At 46.8% G+C, this 23,561-nt stretch carries 16 protein-coding genes and 1 pseudogene; 5 read left to right on the top strand and 12 right to left on the bottom strand.

The window, feature by feature from the left end:
• Positions 1-2: 2 nt before the first annotated feature.
• From ACRTGH_RS10170 to ACRTGH_RS10145, 6 genes are all read right to left on the bottom strand, one after another.
• Entirely contained in the window at positions 3-809 is an 807-nt protein-coding gene (locus tag ACRTGH_RS10170) for a helix-turn-helix domain-containing protein (RefSeq protein ID WP_368846149.1), read from the bottom strand.
• A 127-nt stretch (positions 810-936) separates the two neighbouring features.
• A complete protein-coding gene (locus tag ACRTGH_RS10165; protein ID WP_368846150.1) occupies positions 937-4,698 on the bottom strand; it encodes a PolC-type DNA polymerase III in 3,762 nt (1,253 codons plus the stop codon).
• Between the two features lie 10 nt (positions 4,699-4,708).
• On the bottom strand, positions 4,709-5,335 hold the full coding sequence (locus tag ACRTGH_RS10160) for a transglycosylase SLT domain-containing protein (RefSeq protein WP_368846151.1): 627 nt from the start codon (positions 5,333-5,335) through the stop codon (positions 4,709-4,711).
• 38 nt (positions 5,336-5,373) lie between these two features.
• Positions 5,374-6,843: a DNA-formamidopyrimidine glycosylase gene (gene mutM, locus ACRTGH_RS10155; RefSeq protein WP_368846152.1), complete on the bottom strand. Its 1,470-nt coding sequence runs from the start codon at positions 6,841-6,843 to the stop codon at positions 5,374-5,376.
• A 13-nt stretch (positions 6,844-6,856) separates the two neighbouring features.
• Positions 6,857-9,472, bottom strand: coding sequence for a DNA polymerase I (gene polA / locus ACRTGH_RS10150; RefSeq protein ID WP_368846237.1), 2,616 nt, complete (start codon positions 9,470-9,472; stop codon positions 6,857-6,859).
• 27 nt (positions 9,473-9,499) lie between these two features.
• On the bottom strand, positions 9,500-10,696 hold the full coding sequence (locus tag ACRTGH_RS10145) for a L,D-transpeptidase (protein ID WP_368846153.1): 1,197 nt from the start codon (positions 10,694-10,696) through the stop codon (positions 9,500-9,502).
• Between the two features lie 254 nt (positions 10,697-10,950).
• Between ACRTGH_RS10145 and ACRTGH_RS10140 the strand changes: the two genes are divergently transcribed.
• Together ACRTGH_RS10140 and ACRTGH_RS10135 are read left to right on the top strand one after the other, a co-directional pair.
• Positions 10,951-12,480, top strand: a complete 1,530-nt coding sequence (locus ACRTGH_RS10140; RefSeq protein ID WP_368846154.1) for a YifB family Mg chelatase-like AAA ATPase — start codon at positions 10,951-10,953, stop codon at positions 12,478-12,480.
• A 55-nt stretch (positions 12,481-12,535) separates the two neighbouring features.
• A complete protein-coding gene (locus ACRTGH_RS10135) occupies positions 12,536-12,856 on the top strand; it encodes a TfoX/Sxy family protein (protein ID WP_368846155.1) in 321 nt (106 codons plus the stop codon).
• Between the two features lie 231 nt (positions 12,857-13,087).
• On the opposite strand, the gene pfp is transcribed toward ACRTGH_RS10135, so the two are convergent.
• From pfp to map, 3 genes are all read right to left on the bottom strand, one after another.
• Positions 13,088-14,335 (bottom strand): diphosphate--fructose-6-phosphate 1-phosphotransferase, encoded by a 1,248-nt coding sequence (gene pfp / locus ACRTGH_RS10130; protein ID WP_368846156.1) that lies wholly within the window; start codon positions 14,333-14,335, stop codon positions 13,088-13,090.
• Between the two features lie 214 nt (positions 14,336-14,549).
• On the bottom strand, positions 14,550-15,902 hold the full coding sequence (locus tag ACRTGH_RS10125; protein ID WP_368846157.1) for a DEAD/DEAH box helicase: 1,353 nt from the start codon (positions 15,900-15,902) through the stop codon (positions 14,550-14,552).
• Positions 15,899-16,774, bottom strand: coding sequence for a type I methionyl aminopeptidase (gene map, locus ACRTGH_RS10120; protein WP_368846238.1), 876 nt, complete (start codon positions 16,772-16,774; stop codon positions 15,899-15,901). The genes ACRTGH_RS10125 and map overlap by 4 nt, the downstream gene beginning before the upstream one ends.
• Positions 16,775-17,118: 344 nt before the next feature.
• On the opposite strand from map, the gene ACRTGH_RS10115 reads away from it, so the two are divergent.
• Together ACRTGH_RS10115 and ACRTGH_RS10110 are read left to right on the top strand one after the other, a co-directional pair.
• Positions 17,119-17,940: a polysaccharide deacetylase family protein gene (locus ACRTGH_RS10115; RefSeq protein WP_368846158.1), complete on the top strand. Its 822-nt coding sequence runs from the start codon at positions 17,119-17,121 to the stop codon at positions 17,938-17,940.
• Positions 17,941-17,957: 17 nt separating this feature from the next.
• Positions 17,958-18,296: a YqfO family protein gene (locus ACRTGH_RS10110; RefSeq protein WP_368846159.1), complete on the top strand. Its 339-nt coding sequence runs from the start codon at positions 17,958-17,960 to the stop codon at positions 18,294-18,296.
• A gap of 94 nt (positions 18,297-18,390) precedes the next feature.
• Here the strand turns inward: ACRTGH_RS10110 and ACRTGH_RS10105 are convergent, their stop codons facing one another.
• The 3 genes and pseudogenes from ACRTGH_RS10105 to ileS all read right to left on the bottom strand — a co-directional run bounded on the left by ACRTGH_RS10105 (position 18,391) and on the right by ileS (position 22,427).
• Complete coding sequence (locus ACRTGH_RS10105; RefSeq protein WP_368846160.1) at positions 18,391-18,789, bottom strand: Hpt domain-containing protein; 399 nt, start codon at positions 18,787-18,789, stop codon at positions 18,391-18,393.
• 78 nt (positions 18,790-18,867) lie between these two features.
• Positions 18,868-19,289: pseudogene (gene tsaA, locus ACRTGH_RS10100) on the bottom strand (tRNA (N6-threonylcarbamoyladenosine(37)-N6)-methyltransferase TrmO).
• Positions 19,290-19,310: 21 nt separating this feature from the next.
• Entirely contained in the window at positions 19,311-22,427 is a 3,117-nt protein-coding gene (gene ileS, locus ACRTGH_RS10095; protein WP_368846239.1) for an isoleucine--tRNA ligase, read from the bottom strand.
• A 301-nt stretch (positions 22,428-22,728) separates the two neighbouring features.
• Here ileS and lgt point away from each other — a divergent pair, with 301 nt between their 5' ends.
• Positions 22,729-23,556, top strand: a complete 828-nt coding sequence (gene lgt / locus ACRTGH_RS10090) for a prolipoprotein diacylglyceryl transferase (protein ID WP_368846161.1) — start codon at positions 22,729-22,731, stop codon at positions 23,554-23,556.
• Positions 23,557-23,561: the final 5 nt, after the last annotated feature.

Below are 23,561 nucleotides of genomic sequence, written 5' to 3'. Positions count from 1 at the left end.
GCTCACGGATTGGAAGCTGCATCTTCTTTTGTAAATGTTTTTTCAACGACTTCCCCTCGTTCACCAATCTTCCCCATATTTTTGCCATTGAGCGATACATCGAGCGCACCTGCGTTCCCAGCAACTATATGAACTTTTTCCTTGCCTTTCGCCGTCAAAACTTTCCCGCGCTCTGCCGTCCCCTCAAACTCCGTCTTACCATCAACAACGATTTTTGTCCAGCAACGATCCGTGAAACTCAGTTTCATTTCCACACTATCAGCCAAAGCTTTCGGCGCCGCTTCCGTGTGTTTCGATTTGTCCTGTGCAGGCTGTGCTACAGGACGTGAAGTAGCAGACGGATCATTTTCTTCCTCTCCAAAGATGAGCAAGGCGCCAAAAGCAAGAAAAAAAACCGCAGCAACAAGGATAACCACATTACGTATTCCATGAGAGGGCGTCTTCATCGGATAGCTTTCCAAGGAAGTGATTTTCGGGCCTCTATATTCCGCAGAATCTCTCTCGTCTATAACCACTGCCTTTCGCAACGGCCGCTCCTCTTCCGGCGCAGAAGCTTCCATAGAATCTGGGAGCGTTTCCTGCGGATGCAACTCCTCGTTGAATCCATTTATAATCATATCGGCATCAAGGCCAAGATAATTTGCATAATTGCGGACAAACCCTTTTGCATACGCCTCACCAGGCAAGGTTTTATATGCACCTTTTTCAATCGCATCTATATACAGAGCGCGTATGCTCGTGCCCTTTTCGATATCTTTAATCGATAAATTCTGCCTCTCACGTTCTTTACGCAAAAGATCGCCTATCATCAAGATTCATCCTTTCTGAAGCCTGCTGACAAAACTTCTTAGTACATTATACATTCATAGACGCGAAAAAACAATAAGCGGGAAGTCTAGCGCCATCTCTTCCCGCCTTCTCTGTCCAAAATAAAGTCTACATGAAAAGCTCCATTTGATCGCTTTCATCAAAGCCGCTAAGGCAGCCATGCGCCTGCAAAGCATCTATACAAGTTTTCGATATGCCTGTGCGTTTTTTGATATCCTCAATCGAAGTGAACACCCCATCCTTGCGCGCTTCGACAATGCTTCGCGCTGCAGAAGCGCCCACCCCTCCCAACGAAGCCAGCGGCGGCAATAAAGACTTTTCATGCAAAATAAATTTTTCCGCATTGGAACGATAAATATCCACGCGTTCCATCGTAAAACCTCGCAGATACATCTCCCAAGCCAACTGTAAGACAATGATTGTTGCCTTGTCTTTTATGTCTTGTGAATCACGCGCTTCAAGATCATCCAATTGCCTTTTGACGTACTCCTTTCCCCTTGCCACAACATCAGCATCAAATTCAGCGGCACGAATAGAAAAATAAGCCGCATAAAAAGCCAACGGATAATGTACCTTGCAATAAGCAATGCGCCAGGCCATCATGACATAGGCCGTCGCATGGGCACGCGGAAACATATACTTGATCTTTTGGCAAGCGCCGATATACCACTCGGGGATTCCGCCTTTTCGCAGCACCTCCACAATTTCCGGCTTAATACCTTTGCCCTTTCGCACGGATTCCATCGTCTGGAAGGAAAGCAACGGATCAATTCCCCTATGGATCAAATACATCATGATGTCATCGCGCGCCGATATGGCATCGCGCAGCGTACATTGTCCGCTTCTTATAAGATCTTGTGCGTTGCCAAGCCAGACATCCGTGCCATGTGAGAAACCAGAAATCCGCACAAGATCACTGAAACAAGAAGGGTGCGTATCATCAATCATCTGACGCGTGAATCCCGTACGGAACTCCGGGATACCAAAGGTTCCTGATGTTGCCCCCAATTCTTTTGGATCGAGCCCCAGTGCCTTCGTCGAGGAAAAAATACTCAGCGTTGCCGGATCGTCAAACGGTATCGTCTTTGGGTCGCGATGCGTCAGATCTTCCAACATTTTAATGACTGTCGGATCGTCATGACCAAGAATATCAAGTTTGACAAGGCGGCTGCTGATAGAGTGATAATCGAAATGTGTCGTTATGGTCGTTGTGTTCTTATCATCGGCAGGCCTCTGAATCGGCGTGAAAAAATGCACATCCATATTGCGCGGTACGACCATGATGCCGGCAGGGTGTTGTCCCGTCGTACGCTTTACCCCCATGCACCCTGCAGCAAGATTCGCAATATAGGCATTATGTTTCTTGACGCCTTTTTCCTCAAAAAACTTCTTCACATAGCCAAAAGCCGTTTTATCTGCAACCGTCGCTATCGTTCCCGCGCGATAAACATTATCCTTGCCAAAAAGTTCTTCCGTATACTTATGTGCTACAGGTTGATATTCACCCGAAAAATTCAAATCTATATCCGGTACCTTATCGCCGTCGAAGCCAAGAAATACCGCAAATGGAATATCATGCCCATCCTTTAGGAGATTTGTTCCACAAACAGGACATTTGCGGCTCGGCAAGTCATAGCCGCAGCCAACAGAACCATCCGTAACAAACTCACTGAACTGGCAGTACGGGCAGCGCCAATGCGGAGGCAGCGGATTGACTTCCGTGATATCGGTCATCGTCGCTACAAAAGAGGAGCCAACAGAACCACGAGAACCAACAAGATAGCCATCATCATTTGATTTTTTTACAAGACGTTGTGCGATAAGATAGAGCACGGAGAAACCATGCCCTATAATCGGTGTGAGCTCCTGCTTCAAACGGGCTTCGACGATTTCCGGCAAATTCTCGCCGTACAGGGCTCGCGCCTTATGGTAAGACATCTCACGAATTTCTTCATCCGCCCCGCGAATCATCGGTGAATAGAGATCATCCGGTATCGGTTTAAATTTTTCAATCATCTCATTGATTTTGCGCGGGTTTGTCACAACAGCTTCGTAAGCGGCCTCCTCGCCCAAATAGTCGAACTCAGCCAGCATTTCTTCCGTCGTGCGCAAAAAAAGAGGCGGCTGAAGCTCCGCATCCTCAAATCCCTTGCCTTTCATAAGTATGGCCCGATAAATGGAATCCTCCGGATTCAAAAAATGCACATCACAAGTGGCAATCAGCATTTTTCCAAGCTTCTTTGCCAATTCTGCAACTTTGATATTGATTCGCCGCAAATCATCGTCATTCTTGATATGCGGGAATTTATCACTGCGTACCAAAAACTCGTTATTGCCAATCGGCTGTATCTCAAGGTAATCATAAAAACTTGCAATTTCCAACAATTCCTCATCCGTTTTTTGTGCCACAATCGCCCGTATCAATTCACCCGCCTCACAGGCAGAACCCACGATGATATCTTCACGATATTCTTCGATAATGCGCTTGGGCAGTCTCGGTTGTCGATGGAGATATTTGAGATGTGACAATGATACCATTTGATAAAGATTCCTCAAACCATTGGAATTTTTCGCAAGAAAAATAATATGGTTCGCATGCTTCTGCTCAAAATCCTCCTGGACCAGATACCCCTCCATTCCATAAATAATCTTGATGTCGAGTTTGTTTGCTGCCTTTGCCGCATCCGGAAAAGCCTGCACCACACCGTGATCCGTAATGGCTATGGCGGGCCAGCCCCAATTCGCCGCTGTTTTTATCAAGGTTTCCGGTGAAACCACCGCATCCATACTGCTCATGCGCGTATGTGCATGAAGCTCAATACGTTTCACAGGCGCTTTGTCTTCCCGCACCTCCTTTTCAACTTTTTGCATTGAATCGACAAAAAGCATGAAATCATTTTGAAATGTATCAAAACGAATCGATCCCTTGACACGGACAAGCATCCCATCCCTGACAGATGCCACCGCACGCTCATACGCCTCTTTCTCTTTCTCCTTAAAAAACTTTTTGCAGCTGATACCATTTGTACTGTCTGCCAAATCAAAAAGCAGCAATTTTGTATTCGTTTTAAACTCCCGTGAACTCACTCTTGCAATTGTACCCATCAGGATGACATTCTTCATTTCTCCCTCTGTCTGGTCAAGGGAAATAGCCGTTCCCGTGAAGTTTTTACCAAGAAGCAGGCCACTCCTCCCCCCCGGATCTTTAGTGACCTTTGAAAGAGATTCCTTCTCCGTCTGGGCAAAGGTTTTAGGCGAAGGCTCCGTCACGTCGGCGACAGCCTTCACCCGCTGAGTCATACGATTTTGATATTCACGATCCTGGACAAGCTCGCGCTCTTCTTCCGGAATCGCATATTCCTCATCCACTGCCTTATAAGAAATGAGACAGCGAATGGACAACATCTTCTCAATCGCCTTCTGCAATACTCGCAACACATCATGTGCCTGAAGAATCTCGCCTGCGAGTTCTCCCGGCACTTCAAGCAGAAGATGGCTGCCATCAAAAATACGTTTCGCATTTTTCAATAAATGATGTACAGACGGATTTCCGTTCGCCGCAACGGCAGAAAGCGTTTTCCATACACGATTAATCGAAGTCTCGATATTCAATATATCCTGATAAAAAATAAGGTTTTCAATATGTTCCCGTCTCTTGATATACGCTCCCACGCGGTTCAAAAGAGCCGTACCAATAACTTCCTGCGTCTGAAGCAAGATTTCCCAACGATTGCCCTTGAGCGAGATTTCCACATGTTTGACAACCGCAGCATAAAAAAGTTCCTGCTCTTCTTCCGTAAGGATAATGCCACGCGTAAGCTCTCGCAAAATGTTGCTCCGCTGGGGAACAATACATAACTTTTTCTGCATGATGCAACCCTCAATCTGACCCATTGCCATAGAGCTCCAGATATTTTCGGCGATTCTTCAGGACACTGACAACATAGGCTCTCGTTTCCTCATAAGGTATGGCAGAAACCTCGTGAAAGTCCATGCCCCAATGCATTTCTTCCATCCAGTCGTGTACGTTGCCCCGCCCGGCATTATACGCCGCCAAAGCCAGGATATCATTGCCGTCAAACTCTCTTTCCAAGGAGGCCAAATACCACGTGCCATATTCAATATTCTTCTTTGGCTCATGCAATTTTCCCAAAGAGTACGACGTATCATCCATCTGCTCGGAAATCCATACGGCAGTCTCCGGCATCAGCTGCATTAATCCCACTGCCCCGCGATGGGATTTCGCATCGTTTTTAAATTTGCTTTCGGACAAGATAACACCAGCCACCAGGGAACTATCAATCTCATACTTTGCGGCATAATGTTCCACATCTGAACGATACGGATACGGATACAGATATTGACGCTGTATAGCCTCAAACTGCATCGCGAAAAAAAAGGAAAACGCCAAGACAAGAACGGCAACCCCCAGGAAAAGCGCAGCAAAACGACGGTTCGTTTCCTGCCGTCTTTTCCTTATGCGATTATGAAAATCACTGGTTTCCATTTCTTTCTGCCTCCCAGTGCGCTGCATTTCCCCTTGATTCAAACCTTCCCAGCTCCTGACATAGACTTTGCCGTTTTCGTCTTTCCGCACAACTCATCCCATGCCTGTTTCACCTGACACAATGTTTCCTTCTTGTGCCCATTATTATCAATGACACAATCCGCTCGTTCTTTTTTTTCATCTACATCCATCTGGGAACAAATTCGCGCCATAGCAGCTTCTTCCGTATAACCATTTCGTTTCATCAATCGGTTGAGTTGGTTTTCCTTGGATACATAAACAACCCAAATCAAATCCACCATACGATTCCATCCAGCCTCAAAAAGCAATGGCACATCCAGAAAAACAACTCGCACGCCTTTTTTCGCAAGTGCTGCCACTTTTTTTTCTACGCTTTCTGCAATCAGTGGATGCGCGACGCTGTCAATCCAGTTTTTTTCCTCCGGATGCGAAAAAACTTGCGCTGCAATCTTCTCTCGACGCAAAAGTCCGGCATTATCCAATATGCTTTCACCAAAATGTTCCAGATAGATCTTCCAGAGCACTTTTTGCGGCTTGGCCAGTTCATGTGCAATCTTGTCAATATCGATGACATGTGCCCCCAATTTTGCCAAATAACGGCTTACCGTGCTTTTACCGCTGGCAATGCTGCCCGTGAGACCGATAAGTTTCATGTTGTTATCCCGTAAAAGTTGGCACTTAGGGCAAAAGCGAGTACCGCGTCCACCCACACGGGTTTTCTCAACCGGGACGCCGCAAACAGAACACGGCTCACCTTCCCTATGATAAACGCGTAATTTCTGCTGATGAAGGCCTTCCTGTCCCTCTCCGTTCACATAGTCGCGAAAAGTCGTTCCACCATCATGGATTCCTTCTTCGATAACCTCATTCACCGCTTTATGAAGACGAGCAATTTCATCGCGATTCAAAGTGCAAGCCTGGCGCAAAGGATGAATCCCAGCGAAAAAAAGCGCTTCATCGACATAGATATTGCCCAGGCCGGAAATTCTTTCCTGATCGAGCAAAAAACTCTTAATCCTTTGTTTGCTCTTTGCCAGCGTCTGCCCCAAATAATAGACATCAAACTCTTTCGTCAATGGTTCTGGGCCAAGAGCCTGGAAAGGCGCAAACTTTTGCTTCTCCTGCGGACGCAGAAGGTGAATCTCCCCAAAAGTTCGAACATCCTCAAAGCAAAGCGCACCGCCCCCTTCAAGGAGAAAACGCACCCGCATATGCTTGTTCCATACAGCTTCTTCCCGAAAATAAAGGCGCCCGGTCATACGTAAATGAAACACAAGAGCATCCCCGTTTTCTAACAGGACAACCATGTATTTCCCCCGTCGTTCCAAGCGAAAAATTTTCTGTCTGCGGATTCGGTCAATGAATTCTTCTACCGAAGGAAATTTGATCGTCTTCGGCAGAAAAACCTCCACACGCTCAACCCTGCGCCCCACCAGATATTTGACCAAAGAACGCCGTATCGTCTCGACTTCAGGAAGTTCCGGCATTCAATTCATCCCCTTATTTCGCAGCCGCCCAATTTTTTCCAACATGCACATCAACGAGAAGAGGCACAGAAAGCTGCACCACATTTTCCATAGCATTGCGTACAATGGCAGAAACCTTCTCTGTCTCTTCATTCGTAACCTCAAGTACCAATTCATCGTGTACCTGGAGCAAAATACGACTCTTGAGGTTTTGCCTCCTCAACTCGCAAAAAGTTCTGTTCATGGCCAATTTGATGATATCGGCTGCAGAACCTTGTATCGGGGTATTCATCGCCATGCGTTCTGCCAATGTACGTTGATTGTAATTGGAACTTTTCAGTGCGGGCAACTCTCGCCTGCGTCCAAAAATCGTCGTGACAAAACCATCTTTATGCGCCTGCGCTACGGTCTGATCGATAAAAGATTTTATCCCCTTGCATTTTTCAAAGTAACTTGCAATATAACCAGCGGCTTCCTTTCGAGTAATATGGAGATCCTTTGAAAGGCCATAATCACTGATGCCATAAACGATGCCAAAATTTACAGCTTTGGCTTTACGCCGCAGTTCTGACGTTACAGTCTCGAGTGGAATCCCGAAAACTTCAGCAGCTGTCCGTGCATGGATATCTTGTCCATGCAAAAAAGCTTCAAGAAAATTTCGATCCTGCGATAAATGCGCTAGGATACGCAATTCAATCTGGGAATAGTCTGCTGACAATAAAGCGTCGTATCCTTCGCCCGGCTCAAACAAAGCACGAATCTGCCGCCCTTCCTCCGTACGCACAGGAATATTTTGTAAATTGGGTTCAGAACTGCTCAAACGCCCCGTGGCTGTTACGGTCTGATTGAAGCTCGTATGAATCCGCTGTGTCCGCGGCGAAATAAGCCCTTCCAAGCTATCAAGATACGTAGACTGCAATTTCATCCAGAAGCGATAAGAGAGAATTTTTTCCAAAATCGGATGAGCAAAGCGCATGGATTCAAGAACTTCAGCATTCGTAGAATATCCGGTTTTCGTCTTCTTTGTTCCCTGCGGCGGCGTCAGCGAAAGTTTGTCAAAAAGTATCATGCCAAGCTGCTTTGGGGAATTTATATTGAACTCACATTCCGCCAAATCATAGATTTCACTGCGCAAAACATCAATATGCCGGGAAATTTCAACGGACTTTTCCTGCAAGGACTGCCTGTTTACATAAATCCCCGCCTGCTCCATCGCCGCAAGAGTCTCCACCAGCGGCAGTTCCTCATCCTTATAAAGCGAAAACAACGCCAACTCATCCAAGCGTGTTTTAAGCACAAAATAAAGTTTTCCCAGAACCAAGGCACACCACGCCGCCTCAGCTACAGCATCAGGAAATTTTTCAGGGATAGGCTCATCTGGCAAATACATGCTTGCCAGCTTCTGAATATCATATTCCGTTGCCCCAGGCTCGAGCAAATAGGCCGCAAGAGACGTATCAAAATAAGTTAACTGAAACTCTATACCGCAATGGCAAAAAGATTTCAATCCGTGCAGGATTTTCCATATACTTTTCTTTTTGAAAAACTCCTCCAATGTCGAAAAATCCTTTGGTTCGAAAAACAGGAAATTTTCCCCTGTACAAAGAACAAGACCTTGCATTTTCAACTCAGGCACTTTCCCCTGAAAACAAGCAGCCATGGAGAAAAAGCCTTTCTCCTCCGCTTTCTCCAGAAAAAATTTTCTTTCCGCAGCATTCGGCGATACCACAAGTGGAAAATTTATCTCTTCTTCCATTTGGCACGCCTGTTTCTCTTCTCCTACCAGAGGTGCAAAGGCAGTGCGCAAGGATTTCATTCCGTACTTTTTAAAGAACTCCTGCAGCTTTTTCGCATCCGGACGCATGATGTAAGAGGCTTCATCAAAAACCACGGGCATGTCACAACGAATCGTCGCCAGATCCTTGGACAGAAACGCCTTCTCTTTGTTTTCCCTTAAGCTCATCTGCAGTTTCGGTCTGGAAATTTCCTCAATATGTTCGTAAACTCCTTCCAAGGATCCATACTCAAGAAGCAGCTTTGTTGCCGTTTTCGCTCCAATACCCGGAACCCCCGGAATATTATCCGATGCGTCCCCCATCAACCCCTTCATATCGATAAGGGCTTTTGGCGGGAAACCATAATCCTTAAGAAATGTCGTTTCATCATAAATAAGAAGATCCGATATACCTTTTCGTGTGAACATAACGCGAATATTGGGACGTACGAGCTGCAAAGCGTCCCGGTCTCCCGTCACGACCAAAACATCAAAGCCTTTGTCTGCTGCTTTTACAGCGAGGGCGCCCAAAATATCATCCGCTTCATACCCTTGTTCTTCAACCAAAGATATTCCCATGGCAGCAAGAAACTCATGAAGAATGGGAATCTGTCCGGAAAGTTCTGGCGGTGTCGCTTTGCGCGTTCCCTTATATTCAGGAAATATTTCATTGCGAAATGTATGTTTTCCTTTATCGAACGCAACGACAAGGTATTCTGACTTATGTTCTTCCATAAGTTTTTGCAGCATCGTAGCAAAACCATACACTGCGTTCGTATATTCACCATTTGCCGCAGTCAACAGCGGCAAGGCATAAAAAGCACGATACAAAAGGCTGCTCCCATCCACAAGGATAAAGCGCTTGTTCAACGACATCCACCCCATTGCAAATACCCCAACAAGTTACGATCTATCTTGCAGCGAGCTGTTTGTTTTCGCTGTTCTTCCCTCACGGTTCACTATGGTACTTCCATTATTTACGGTATGACGGTCCTGCATGTCAACAGCCTCTGTTTTTCCAGATATTTTTTCCGACGGTTCTTCCGTCTTGCTCTTTATCGTAGAAAGTTCATAGATGCCCTTTTTGCTGAAACCACCCTCCAGATGGAACAAAACACTCGCATCCTCGGCATTAAAGAACAACGTATTTTTCTTATCATAGCCAATCGCTTTGCCATAGGGGCTCGTCAGTGTGGCGGAATCAGAATCCCAAGTCAAAGCTACCTTTGTTTGTTCCGCAATCTTTTCCACAGGAAGATAAACGATATCGTCCTTGATAATCGCCTTGTCGTTTAAATTTTTTCCATTGATGGAGAGGCTGTACGCTCTCGCCACATATGTCGGCTGTCCATCTGCAAGCCGAATTTTTTTCTCGATGTCCTCATCCGCCTCAAATTTTTCCACACCATAACCTGCAAGCCACTTTGTTACGACTTCTACATCGAGGGGCTGGTAACCGTAACCATCCGGATAAATATAATAAACAATCATATTATCCTTGATCTTGTCAATGACAACGCGTTGGTACATGATCTCAACCGGCGTTCCAACGCTCACATAATCATAAACCTCTTCCACATCCGTCTCCCTCATACGGATACAACCATTGGAAACAAAGTTGCCAATGGACTCTGGACGATTGGTACCATGGATTCCATAATTTCCCCAGACCTGCATCCAACGATAGCCCAAGGGATTGCTCGCACCAGAAGGAATCGTATTCCTCGAATCCCCAGGATCAACCCATGTTGGATTTTCCTCTTTGGTCAGGACAGAAAAATATCCGACAGGTGTTGGTGTGGAAATTTTCCCCAAGCCAACGGGATAGAGTCGAAATCTTTCGTTGTTTTTATAAAGTCCCAACGATCGTGCGGGAATATTGATAACGATTTTGTATGACACCGCCTCCTCTTTCAACGGCGCCGGCAGCGTCCCTTTTGCTTCTTTTTCTTCGGCAACAGGCATCGACTTTACAGGGGAAACATCTTTAATCCATGTGCCATAAGATTTCTTTCCGTTCTCGCCTGCGGCCTCACCTAATCCAACCACAGAGCCAAACAAAGAAAGACAGACAAAAAATGCCGTCATTTTTCTAAACATTACTGCATCGCTCTTTTCTTGAAATTTTTATTAAGCATGGGTTTTATTATACCATATCGTCTCTTGTTTTTCAGGCAAATTATATGATTTGAGCAAAGGATCCTCTATAGAACACCCATGATCTGTTACAAATATCGTGCACGGAAAAAACATATATTGAAAAAGATGGCAGGTCTGCCAAAAAGAAGGATTGCACTTCATGAATGGAGAAAATGATACCGTGAACAAATTACGAAATAAAAGAGGTGTGCAATGTGTTTGCGAAATCATACGGTGCAGTGACGTTTGGCGTTGACGGAAAAATCATTGATGTCGAGGTCGATGTTTCTTATGGATTTCCCGCTTTTGATATCGTTGGGCTTCTTGATACAGCGGTAAAGGAATCGCGCGAACGCGTGCGCACGGCAATCAAAAATACTGGCATGAAGCTTAAACCGGCAAGAGTCACGATAAACCTTGCCCCCGCCGATATCCGAAAGGACAGTTCGGGACTTGATTTGCCCATCGCCATCGGGCTTTTAGCAGCATATGGTCTCCTGCCCCCAGAGTGCATCAAAGATTCTTTATTTGCGGCAGAACTTTCTCTGGAAGGCGAGCTCAGAAGTGTACGCGGCGTACTGCCTATGACGGTCGGTGCGAAGGAACACGGCTTTCGGGAAATATTCGTCGCACCTGGCAATGCCAGCGAAGCCCTACTTGTCGACGGAATCACCGTCTATGCGCCGAAAAATCTGCGTGAGCTTTGTGACTTTTTCTCAAACAAAGCGAATCTGGCGCCTTCAGCAGCCACCCCGAACATACCAAATTCCACAGAAGCACCTTTGGATGACTTCGCAGATGTACAAGGGCAATTCCTCGCCAAACGTGCGCTGGAAATTGCCGCAGCAGGTGGCCATAATCTTCTAATGGTAGGAGTTCCCGGCTCGGGAAAAACAATGCTTGCGCGCCGCCTTCCGTCCATTTTGCCGCCAATGACAAGGCAGGAAGCACTTGAGGTAACAAAGATTTACAGCATAGCCGGTCTCCTGCGCGACGGCAGCGGTCTTGTCGAATCACGTCCGTTCCGCAGCCCACACCATACGACATCGACAGTGGCGATGATTGGCGGCGGAAGCATCCCACGTCCGGGCGAAGTGACGTTGAGCAACAATGGCGTACTTTTCCTCGATGAACTGCCGGAATTCAACAAATCAACATTGGAGGTCCTGCGCCAACCTCTGGAAGATGGCGCTGTGACCGTGGCACGCGTCAACGCCACACTGACATTTCCTTCTCGTATGATTCTTGTATGCGCGATGAATCCCTGTCCCTGCGGTTATTTTGGCGACAAGGAAAAAAACTGCGACTGCACACCGAATGAAATCAAGCGTTATACTCGAAAGATTTCAGGGCCTCTGCTCGATCGCATCGATATTCACGTCCATGTGCCGCGCGTCAAATACGAAGATATGACATCTGCGGCAAAAGCAGAACCGTCAGCGGCAATTCGAGCACGCGTCTTGACGGCGCGCTCGATACAGATGGAGCGTTTAAAGGAATGGGGAATCTTCTGCAATGCACAGATGAGCCATGCGATTTTGAAAAAGACATGTGAGCTTGCGCCTGAGGCACAAAATCTCTTGGCGCAGGCGTTTCATGTCATGAATTTATCAGCGCGCTCATACGACCGCATCATCAAGGTCGCACGAACGATTGCCGACCTCGATGATGCGGCAACGATTGAGGCAAAGCATGTGGGAGAGGCCATACAGCTGAGGGACGATGTGGGCTTGAATGTGGAATAAAATAAATCTTCATATACATGAATATTAAACATTGGGCATTTGGGGAGGAACTTCCATGGCATCGACGAAAGAATATCTAGCTTTTGTATTGGGGCAGTTATCTGGCTTGGACGATATTTCCTATAAAACTATGATGGGAGAATATATTCTTTACCATAAGCAAAAAATTTTCGGAGGAGTTTATGACGATCGCTTCCTTGTAAAACCAGTCAAAGCGGCAATTATTCGCATGCCGAATGCGGTATATGAATTGCCGTATGAAGGTGCCAAGAAGATGTTACTGGTAGACTGTTTGGATGATAAGGACTGCTTAAGTGAATTGGTTCGTGCAATGTATGAGGAGCTTCCCGCTCCCAAAACGAACAGAAAAAAATAGAGAAAAGAATTGCCGCATACATCAATTTATAACAGATGTGCAACTGTTTTTTAAATGCAAGATTCGTTGATGTATTCCATATCTGAATCATTTTGCCTGCTTGACATCAAAACAGCCCATCCGGATGGATGGGCTGCAGCATCTCTATACTTTTTGGGCAATAGGCAAATAGCATATCAAATTTATATACGATAGTTCCTGATATGGGGGCATGTTTACCCCGCCTATCGCTCACTCAAAGAGATAAGCATATCTTTCCTTGAACTCATCCTTTTCCATGTGATAGGCATTGGCAAGTCCTGGATCATCAAGATCTGCCTTTTCCATACGCATCATGAAGCCTCGTGCAATCTTATAATGCACGGACTCAATATTGACCTTGCGCACCCGTGTCTTTCCTGTTTCCGGATCTTTAATTTCATCGAAAAAGAGCGGCTTTGCCTGATTATCTTGCAGCGTAATCAAAGCCCCCGTCTCCCCGCGCATAAGAAATTGAACCGCTTCATATCCCAGAGAACGCGCATAATCGATATCGTAGGCAATCGGCGCGGCACAACGCAGCTCATAGCCGATTTCTTTATCTACAACAGCAATCTTTATGCCAATTTTTTCAACCTCGGCAAGCACTGCCTGCTTTAGAATTTCGCCAAAGTCAAGCTCCGCATAACGGATATGCCCATGTTCGTCCAATACAACATCGCCAAGTTGCTCAAAGTCCTCCGGCGCAATCTTTTCGATAACACCTTCAGCAATGACAGCCACGCCATAATTATGACCGGTAAGATATCGTTTGACTATAGAACCCGTAATAATATCGACAACCTGCTGCAAAGGAATCGACTCTGCATGGAATTCCTCGGGTATAATCGTCAAAGCCGCACCCGCAGAGCGCCCCATGCCAAGCGCCAAATGACCGGCTGTACGCCCCATCGCAATCGTAAAATACCAACGATTGTTGCTCGTACGCGCATCTTCCATGAGGTTTTCAATCTCCTCTGTACCAAAAGCACGCGCCGTTTCAAATCCGAAAGTAGGAATTCCTTCAGGAAGCGGCAAATCGTTGTCGATGGTTTTAGGAACATGCACGACATTGATTGTGCGGCCGATCTGTCGTGCGTAATTCGATACGGCCATCGCACTGTAGGCTGTATCATCGCCGCCAATGGTCACAACGTGTGTGACGCCAAGTTCCGTCAGTGTATCGACAACTGTACGCAAATCGGATTCTTTTTTCGTAGGGTTATAGCGTGACATTTGGAGAATACATCCTCCCGTCAAATGGATACGGCTTACACGTTCCATATCAAGGCGCACATACTTTTTTTCACCGCGCGCCAATCGCGAAAAACCATCATAAATTCCCAAGACATCCCATCCATGACGATCCGCTTCAATTGTTACAGCAGAAATGACGCTGTTGATGCCTGGTGCAGGACCACCGCCGCAGATAATCGCAATAACATTCTTGATACCAATCATCAAATATCCCCCTCTTCAACCTTTGAGTGCACTGCTCACCATATTTTTATTGCTTTGTATTGACTATTTCTTTTATTCTGGCAAAAAAACGATTTTCCTGCCAGACAAAACGCGCAAATGATACAATCAGGTGAAATCCATATTCAAATCAATAAAAATTACGCAAAAAGACGGCATCTCCTTTGCCGCCTTCCCGCCCTTATATAGTTTCTGCTCATCGCCTGCTAAGGTGCGCACGTTTCCCAACATTTATCTTGGCACGGCCTGTCCCTGATCTGACTGCCGGCCTTCCTTCACGCTTCTTGGCAATCCGCCGTGCCCGCTTCGCCGCTTTGCTCCGCCTAGGCGGCGGCACATTGCTTGCCTGCATCGTTTCTTTGCTTTTTTCAACCAAACCACTCGGCTGCTTTTTCGCTGCAGCGGCTGTGTCCTTGACAGCCATCCTTCTCTTTCCTATACGTTCGGACTTCTGCCGAGCAATACGCAGCTTTATTCCCGCCTCGATACGACGCAGTTGATCGTACTGATGTGCATTGACAAAAGTAATCGCCATACCAGCTGTACCCGCACGCCCTGTACGACCTATACGATGAATATACCATTCCGTATCCTGCGGCAAATCATAATTGAAAACATGCGTGACGCCTTCGATATCAAGCCCACGTGCTGCGATATCCGTCACGACAAGAATTTGTAATTTTGCCTCGCGAAAACGGCGCATCACGAGATTTCTCTGTGTCTGCGTCAAATCACCATGCAGTTCATCCACGAGATAGCCTCGACGCGAAAGTTCTATTGTAACATGAGAAACCTTCTGCTTCGTATGGCAAAAAACCATAGCAAGATATGGCTGATATTTGTTCAAAAGCTCACAAAGTTTGTCCAGCTTCGTATCTTCCCGGGTTCCGACAATGACCTGCTCAATATTTTCAAGTGTCACGATTTCAGGCTGTATCTTTATTTCTGCCGGATCACTCATGTAGCGGCGCGTCAAACCTCGTATACGATCAGGCATTGTCGCTGAAAAAAGCAGCAGTTGATGATCGCCTGCCAAAGCTTCAAGCATTTGCTCCACATCCTCAACAAAACCGAGACGTAAGAGTTCATCAGCCTCATCAAGCACGATCTTGTTTACCTGAGAAAGATCAACTGAACGACGGCGCAAATGATCGAGCAGCCTGCCCGGAGTTGCGATAATAAGCTGCGGCTTCTGTCTGAGTTTATCCTTCTGCCGTTCAATATCCTGTCCGCCATAAACGAGAGCAGTATGGATCCCCACTGCTTCGGCAAGCGGTTTCACCACACGCGCTGTCTGCATTGCAAGCTCGCGCGTCGGGCTGACAACCAGAGCCTGCACCACCGGTATATTCCCCTTGATGCGTTCCAGGAGAGGCACGAGGAAGGCCAGTGTCTTGCCCGTCCCTGTCTGTGCCTGCACAATGGCATCACGTCCGCTGCGCACAACGGGAATCGCCTGCTCCTGCACGGGAGTTGCTTTCTTTATGCCTTGGCGGGACAATACTCCGATGAGTGTTGGCAGGCAGCGAATTTCCTCAAAAGATGTCAACTCGAAAGTACCTCCGTTCCTGTATCAGTAATGAGGATTGTCTTTTCCCACTGCGCTGAAAGAGATCCATCCTTTGTGCGCACAGTCCATCCATCCTTTTTATCAACCGTTACCTTATATTTTCCGGCATTGATCATCGGCTCCACAGTCAATACCATACCAGGCACAAGCAACATACCCGTATCAATCTCACCCACATGCGGCACAAAGGGTTCTTCATGGAAATCCTTGCCCACACCATGGCCTCCGAGTTGTGTCACGACAGAGCATCCATTTGCTCTTGCATGCTCATCACAAGCCGCACCAATATCGCCAAGAAAATGCCATGGCTTCGCCGCCTCAATGCCGCGATTCATGCACTCCTTCGCCACCTGTACAAGCTTTTCGGCTTCCGGTGAGGTCTTGCCGCCCACGATATACATACGTGATGCATCCGCATAATAACCATCCAAGATCGTCGTAATATCGATATTTACGATATCCCCTTCCTTGAGAATCGTTTTTTTCGACGGTATGCCATGGCAGACAACATCGTTGATGGATATGCAAACACTCTTTGGAAAGCCTTCAAAATTCAAACAAGCCGGAATCCCGCCATGACCAACAATATAGTCATGCGCCGCCTTATCAAGTGTCGCCGTGTCAATACCAGGCCTTACCATCTCAGTCATAAGATCAAGAGCCCCATCATTTACAACACCGCTTTTTTTTATGCCTTCAATATCCTTTGCATTTTTTATGATACTATGTGGTGGGCGTACCTGCCCGCGATAAATATCAAACTTTATCGAATTGATACGATCGTCAAAATCCATATGGCATTTTTTGTACTTCTTGCCACTGCCGCACCAGCACAAATCATTTCTTGTCATTTCACTGCTCCTTGCAAACACAACGCCAATACGCGCCACGCAAATGTGAGTCATGTACGGGAGCCATCCGCTGTTATCTTCTGCCCCCGCAAAACTCCCTTTATTATAGCACATCTTTTCCTCTTCTTGCGAACAATTCTACCTAGCCTTTTCCTCAAGCATTTTCGCATACCAGATTCCTTTTGAATCACGCTAAATCTTGCACACATCCTTGACATATGAAAAATCCTGCTATATCATGGGGAATTGCAGGATTACAAGGTTTTCAATCCTTTTGCCTCTTGTGCTTGATGACTATATAAAATAAGGACGTGTTCCCTTTGCGTATTACCCCCAAAAAAATCATGAGTGCCATCGTCATCGTCTTATTTCTTTTTCTCACAATGCTTCTGTCGTCCACGAATTGGCAAGGCGGCATTCCCGTACTAAATTATCACCAAATCAATGACGAGGCACACAATGCCCTGACCGTGAGCACGCCTGAATTTGAGGCACAAATGAAATACCTTGCGGAAAACGGCTATCATCCAATCACTACAGAAGAACTCGCCGATTACCTGGAAAAGGGAGCTTCCCTGCCAGAAAAACCGATTCTCATCACTTTTGACGACGGTTATATTGATAATTATAAAAATGCGTATCCCATTCTAAAAAAGTATAATCTCAAAGGTACAATCTTTATCATCACCGATTATCTCAATGTATACCCCAATTATCTTACATGGGAAATTTCCCAGGAAATGCAGGACTCGGGCATCATTGATATCCAATGCCATACCATGACCCATGTCGAACTCAGCAAGCTTGACTCCTACGAAGAAGTACGCCACGAGGCTCTTGATTCAAAAAAAGCCATTGAGGCGCATCTGGAAAAAGACGTTCATTCCATCGCCTATCCCTGTGGCTCCTATGATGACACTGTGTTAGCCGTTGTGCGTGAAGGAGGATACCGCACTGCCTTTACCGTCAACTATGGTCTTGACACCCCCGGCGACAATCCCTATACGCTCAATCGCATTCCCATCTTCGGCTGTATCTCTCATTCCTTTCTGCGGTTCAAGCTGCGCATTATCTTTACCCCCCTCTTTTCACACCTAAACAATCTGAGACTTTTTCTTTTGAAAAACGAGCATGATACTGCTGCCCGCTGCGTCCTTGTTCCCTAATAGCAGAGAGGTCGTCCATGATATTTACAAGGCTTAAGCTAGAAATCTATTTGCCTGAATCACATCTGCCTGCCATGCAAAAAGCATTGCAAAGTGTTGATGCCGGACACATCGGCAACTATGACAGCTGTATTGCCTACAGTCACGTCATAGGCACTTGGCGCCCGCTCACGGGAGCACGGCCATACATTGGACACGAAGGCGAAATCAGCGAGGCTCCTGAAATAAAAATCGAGGTCATCATCGAAACCCAAAAGCTTCCAGCAACTCTGTCCGCCATCCGCACGGCTCATCCCTATGAAGAACCGTTGATCAACGTACTTCCTCTCTACAACTACACAATCCCCACCGTTTAGGACATACAAAAAAGAGCAGCCGCTCCTTGCCATTCATTTGCAAAGAGCAGCTGCTTCTTTTTGTAAAAGCACATGCAATCCATGCCGAACCTTCTCATGCATTTTGTCGGATTGCATCGCAGATTTTTTCATAAACTTCCCGCGTCTCATAAATCAACGTGCGAATTTCTTCTGCTGTTTTTCCCTCACGAAGCGCCTCCACAATTTCATCTGATAGCTCGAAAAGACGGATCATACTCAAATTTCCTGCCGTCCCTTTCAAAGTGTGTATGGCTTTCTCCGCCATTTGGAGATCTCCCATCTCCATACCTGCCCAAAACTCTTCAAATGAACCATCGTAGAGGAACTGCGACAAAAATTGTTGATAGAGCTCAGCATTTCCCATGAAGCGTTCCAAACCCTGCGCATAATCAATTCCAGCCGCTCTATAAGCCTCTTCCTTCATGGCGAATCCCCTTTCTTCCTCAGGATTTTCTTTCCACGCTCTATCCATTATGGGCGCCTCTTTTTACGACGCGTTTCCCTTCTTGTTTTCCGAAAAAACACAGCATCTGTATTTTCCTCTGCCATATTACAGTCTTTGCTTTTTCGTTTTTTCTGCCAACGCCACAGCATCGACATATGGTTTCAAATCGAGCACGGCACTGCCGTCCAAAGCATCGAGATGGCGCACAAAAGTCGTCTGCCATCTCGGCGTAAAAGGCGTACAACACAAAGAGAAATCGGATTGGGACGGCCAGGCGAACGGCAGGCGAAAACGCCGCACATACGCGTACCGCTCGGCGGTGTTGCCACCAATTTGTCACGTTCAGCAAGATGCGCCCAATAGAGCACGGTGAGCCATTCATGTTCCTCTATATGCTCCAAAGCGGGCGCAAATGCCTCAGCAATCTCAATGCAAGACTCCGCCTCGCTAAAAAAACCTTGCCGTGGAATATTATCCGCCAAGGACTTATACGGACTACATACCGCGCCAATGGTCTTCAGTTCCATTCAAAGCACCTCCGCCGCCTATCACTCAATTTTAAGAGTCAGCTTCTCGCCGTTGATATTCCATTCCTTGCCAAGCACTTCTTTCTCGTAAGAAATTTCATTGGCAAGCGTAATGCTCTTGATATAATCTTCATTCTTTGCCATCAAGGCTGTTATTTTTTCATTGCCCCCAGCTGTGATCCTAATATGATCCGTAACCTCAAACCCATTCTCTTTGCGCATCGTCTGCACCTTGCTGATGATTTCACGCACAAAACCTTCCTCAATCAGCTCAGGAGCAAGTGTCGTCTCAAGCGCAACCGTGACTGTACCATAACGCTGTGAAACGAACCCTTCCGTCTGCGCCATCGATACCTCGATATCCTCAGGCAAAAGTGTGATATCGCCTCCGGCAAGAGGCAAGATAAGCTTGCCGGTCCGGTCGAGCTCCTCTTTCGCAGCATGTCCGTTTATCTTCAGAAGCGCCGCCTTGACCTCGCCGATACGACGACCAACTTTCGGACCCAACACCTTGAATTGCGGCTTAAAGCTGTAGCTCAAATACTCTTCCATGTCCTCTTTGAAAATCACTTTTTTGATATTGAGCTCACTTTCCACAATCTCACGGAAAAACCCGTCAACTTCATGCACCGCCTTGACGAACATCCTGCCAATCGGCTGCCGATTCTTGATGTTCGCAGCATTGCGCGCCGCACGTCCGAGGACAACGATTTCCAGGACGATTTCCATATTATCCTCAAGTGCCGCATCAATGCAGTCTTCGTGTACTGCCGGAAAATCGCAAAGATGGATGCTCTCAGGAGCATTTTTGTCGATGCTGCGCACGATATTCTGATAAATGGCTTCCGTCATAAAAGGAATCATCGGGGCTGCCGCTTTTATCGTCGTTATAAGCGCCGTATAAAGCGTCATATAGGCATTTACCTTATCTTCTTCTTCCCCCTTTGCCCAGAAGCGTTCGCGGTTGCGGCGCACATACCAGTTACTCAGTTCATCGACAAACCCCTGCAAGGATTTTGCCGCTTCCGTGACCTTGTAGCCTGCAAGACTTTCATCTACCGTCTTTACCATCGTATTAAGCCGCGAGAGAATCCACCGATCCATGACGGAAAGTCTTGCATATTCAAGCTTATGTTCAAGCGGGTTGAAGTTGTCGATATTTGCATAAAGCACATAAAAAGCATACGTATTCCAAAGCGTACCCATGAATTTTCTCTGGCCTTCCTGCACCGCTCCATCATGGTAGCGATTTGGCAGCCAAGGTGCGCTGTTTTCATAGAAGTACCAGCGAATAGCGTCCGCGCCATGCTTTTTCAAAGCTTCCATCGGATCGACAGCATTGCCCTTGGATTTCGACATCTTGCGCCCGTTTTCATCCTGCACATGTCCCAAGACAATGACATTCTTATAAGGCGCCTTATGAAAGAGCAGCGTCGAGATTGCAATCAACGAATAGAACCATCCACGCGTCTGGTCAACCGCTTCGGAAATAAAATCTGCCGGGAAACGCCGCTCAAAAATATCTTTGTTTTCAAACGGATAATGCCATTGCGCAAACGGCATTGAGCCGGAATCGAACCAGCAGTCGATGACTTCAGGCACGCGATGCATCTCTTCGCCGCATTCAGAACAGCGGATTGTCACAGCGTCGACATAGGGACGGTGTAGCTCAAGCGTATCCGGGCAGTTGTCCGACAGGGATTTGAGCTCCTCGATTGAGCCAATGGAATGCTGATGCCCGCAGCTGCATTCCCAAATATTGAGCGGCGTGCCCCAATAGCGATTGCGGCTGATGCCCCAATCCTGCACATGCTCAAGCCAATCACCAAAACGTCCCTTGCCAATGCTTTCCGGAATCCAATTGACTGTATTGTTGTTTGCAATAAGCTCATCGCGAACCGCTGTCATCTTGATGAACCATGATTCACGCGCATAATAAATAAGCGGTGTATCACAACGCCAGCAATGCGGATAACTGTGCTCGAAAACTGGGGCTTTGAAAAGCAGCCCTTTCTCTTTTAAGTCTTTCAAAATAAGCGGGTCGGCATCCTTGACAAAAACACCGGGCCAATCCGTATCCGCTGTCATATCGCCCTTGTTGTCGACAAACTGAACGAAGGGCATGTCATACTTGCGGCAAACGCGGTTGTCATCCTCACCAAAAGCCGGAGCCGTATGAACGATACCGGTACCATCCGAGGTCGTGACATAATCATCACAGATGACGAAAAAGGCTTTTTTCTTAATTTTCCCCTCGGCATAAGGATAAAGAGGCTCATAGTCGCGATACTCGAGCTCCTTACCCGTCATCCGTTCCAGGATTTCACGGTCGCCTTCCACATCGGCAAAAACCGAATCAACCAAAGCTTCCGCCAGATAGTAAACCGTTTCCCCGACACGAATCTTCACATAGATTACTTCAGGATTCACGCAAAGACCTAGATTTGAAGGCAACGTCCACGGAGTCGTCGTCCAAGCCAGAAAATATGCATTCTCTCCCTTCGCCTTAAACTTGACCAAGGCAGAACGCTCTTTTACATCCTTATATCCTTGTGCAACTTCATGAGAAGAAAGCGGCGTACCGCAACGTGGGCAATAAGGAACAACCTTATAGCCCTTATAAAGCAATCCACGCTTCCAGATCTCCTTGAGAGCCCACCACTCCGATTCAATAAAATCATTCTCATAGGTTATGTAAGGATGCTCCATATCTGCCCAAAAACCGACAACATTGGAAAATTCTTCCCACATACCTTTATACTTCCAGACAGATTCGCGGCATTTTTTGATAAACGGTTCCATGCCATATTTTTCAATCTGTTCCTTGCCGTCGAGCCCAAGCGCTTTTTCCACCTCAAGCTCAACGGGCAAACCATGCGTATCCCAGCCCGCTTTCCGAAGGACACGCTTGCCCTTCATGGATTGATAGCGTGGCAGCATATCCTTGATGACACGCGTCAAAACATGGCCGATATGCGGCTTGCCATTCGCCGTCGGAGGGCCGTCATAAAATGTGAAGTTCTCATTGCCTGCCCGTTGATCAATCGCTTTCTGGGCGATATTCTGATCTTTCCAAAAGTCTTCGACTTCCTTCTCTCTCTCGACGAAATTCAGGGTAGTGTCTACCTTCTTATACAACAAGATTTTCCCTCCTATAAAAAGCGATTCTTCAGAAAGCAGCTATCCGGAAGTATCACAATTCATGCACTCGAAGGCATTCCACAAACTTGCTTTCCGTGCAAAAAAGCCTCCATCCCAAACAGGATGAAGGCAATCTTTCCTGCCAGCTTTCTTCAAGATTGCATTTTTCTTTCTACACACTTATAGTATACTAACATAGGAGCGAAGAAAATTCAAATGAATTAACCGAAATCTTTATCGTCGGGAAACTACGAGATTTAGGCATAGTTCCCCCAAAAACCGTTTACGGAGGCATACCATGCATCAATATCTTTTCTTTATCGGGGACTTCCCCATACGCGCCTACGGACTCATCCTCAGCCTCAGCATCATTCTCGCCACAGGCGTAGCTTACTTTCTGGCAAAACAAGATGGACGCTATCATGGGCATATAATTGATATGGGGATATACTGCGGTATTGCAGGTCTTTTGGGTGCACGTTTATGGGATGTCTTTTTCTTTGACTGGAACTACTACCAAAACCACCTTTCTGAAATCCTCAACGTATGGCAAGGCGGCATGGCCATACAAGGCGGCATATTTCTCGGTGCTGCCATCGGAATCATCTATACATATCATCACAAAATCGACACCTGGGCACTTGCCGATATCGTCGCCCCTGCTATTATTCTTGGGCAAGCTATTGGTCGTTGCGCCAATCTCATGAACGGGGACGCTTTCGGTGCTCCTACAGGCTCTGCCTTTGGAATACTCTATCCGGAAAGCACTCTCGCGTTCCTCACGTATGGCAACCAGCCCCTGTGGCCAGCGGAAGTTTGGGAAGGACAACTGGATTTTGTCATCTTCGCCCTGCTCCTGATCTTCCGTGCCACAAACCACGCCAAAGGACAAGCCTTCGCACTCTACATCATGCTCTACTCTGCTGCACGCTTCTTCCTCGAATACCTGCGCGGAGACTATAACGGACTGATATTCGGGCTCTTCAAATCCGCCCAAATGACAAGCCTCATTTCCTTCAGCATAGCTCTAATCTTCTTCATCTGGCTCGGTCTGCACAAAAAAACAAGCGATACACCCAGAAGCACAGAAAAAGGACGAAAGAAAAGGACTGTCCACCATCAATGAGGAGA

The organism is Selenomonas oralis (assembly GCF_051603425.1).
Lineage (GTDB): Bacteria > Bacillota > Negativicutes > Selenomonadales > Selenomonadaceae > Selenomonas > Selenomonas sputigena_A.
This window is presented reverse-complemented; position numbering and strand designations above follow the sequence as displayed.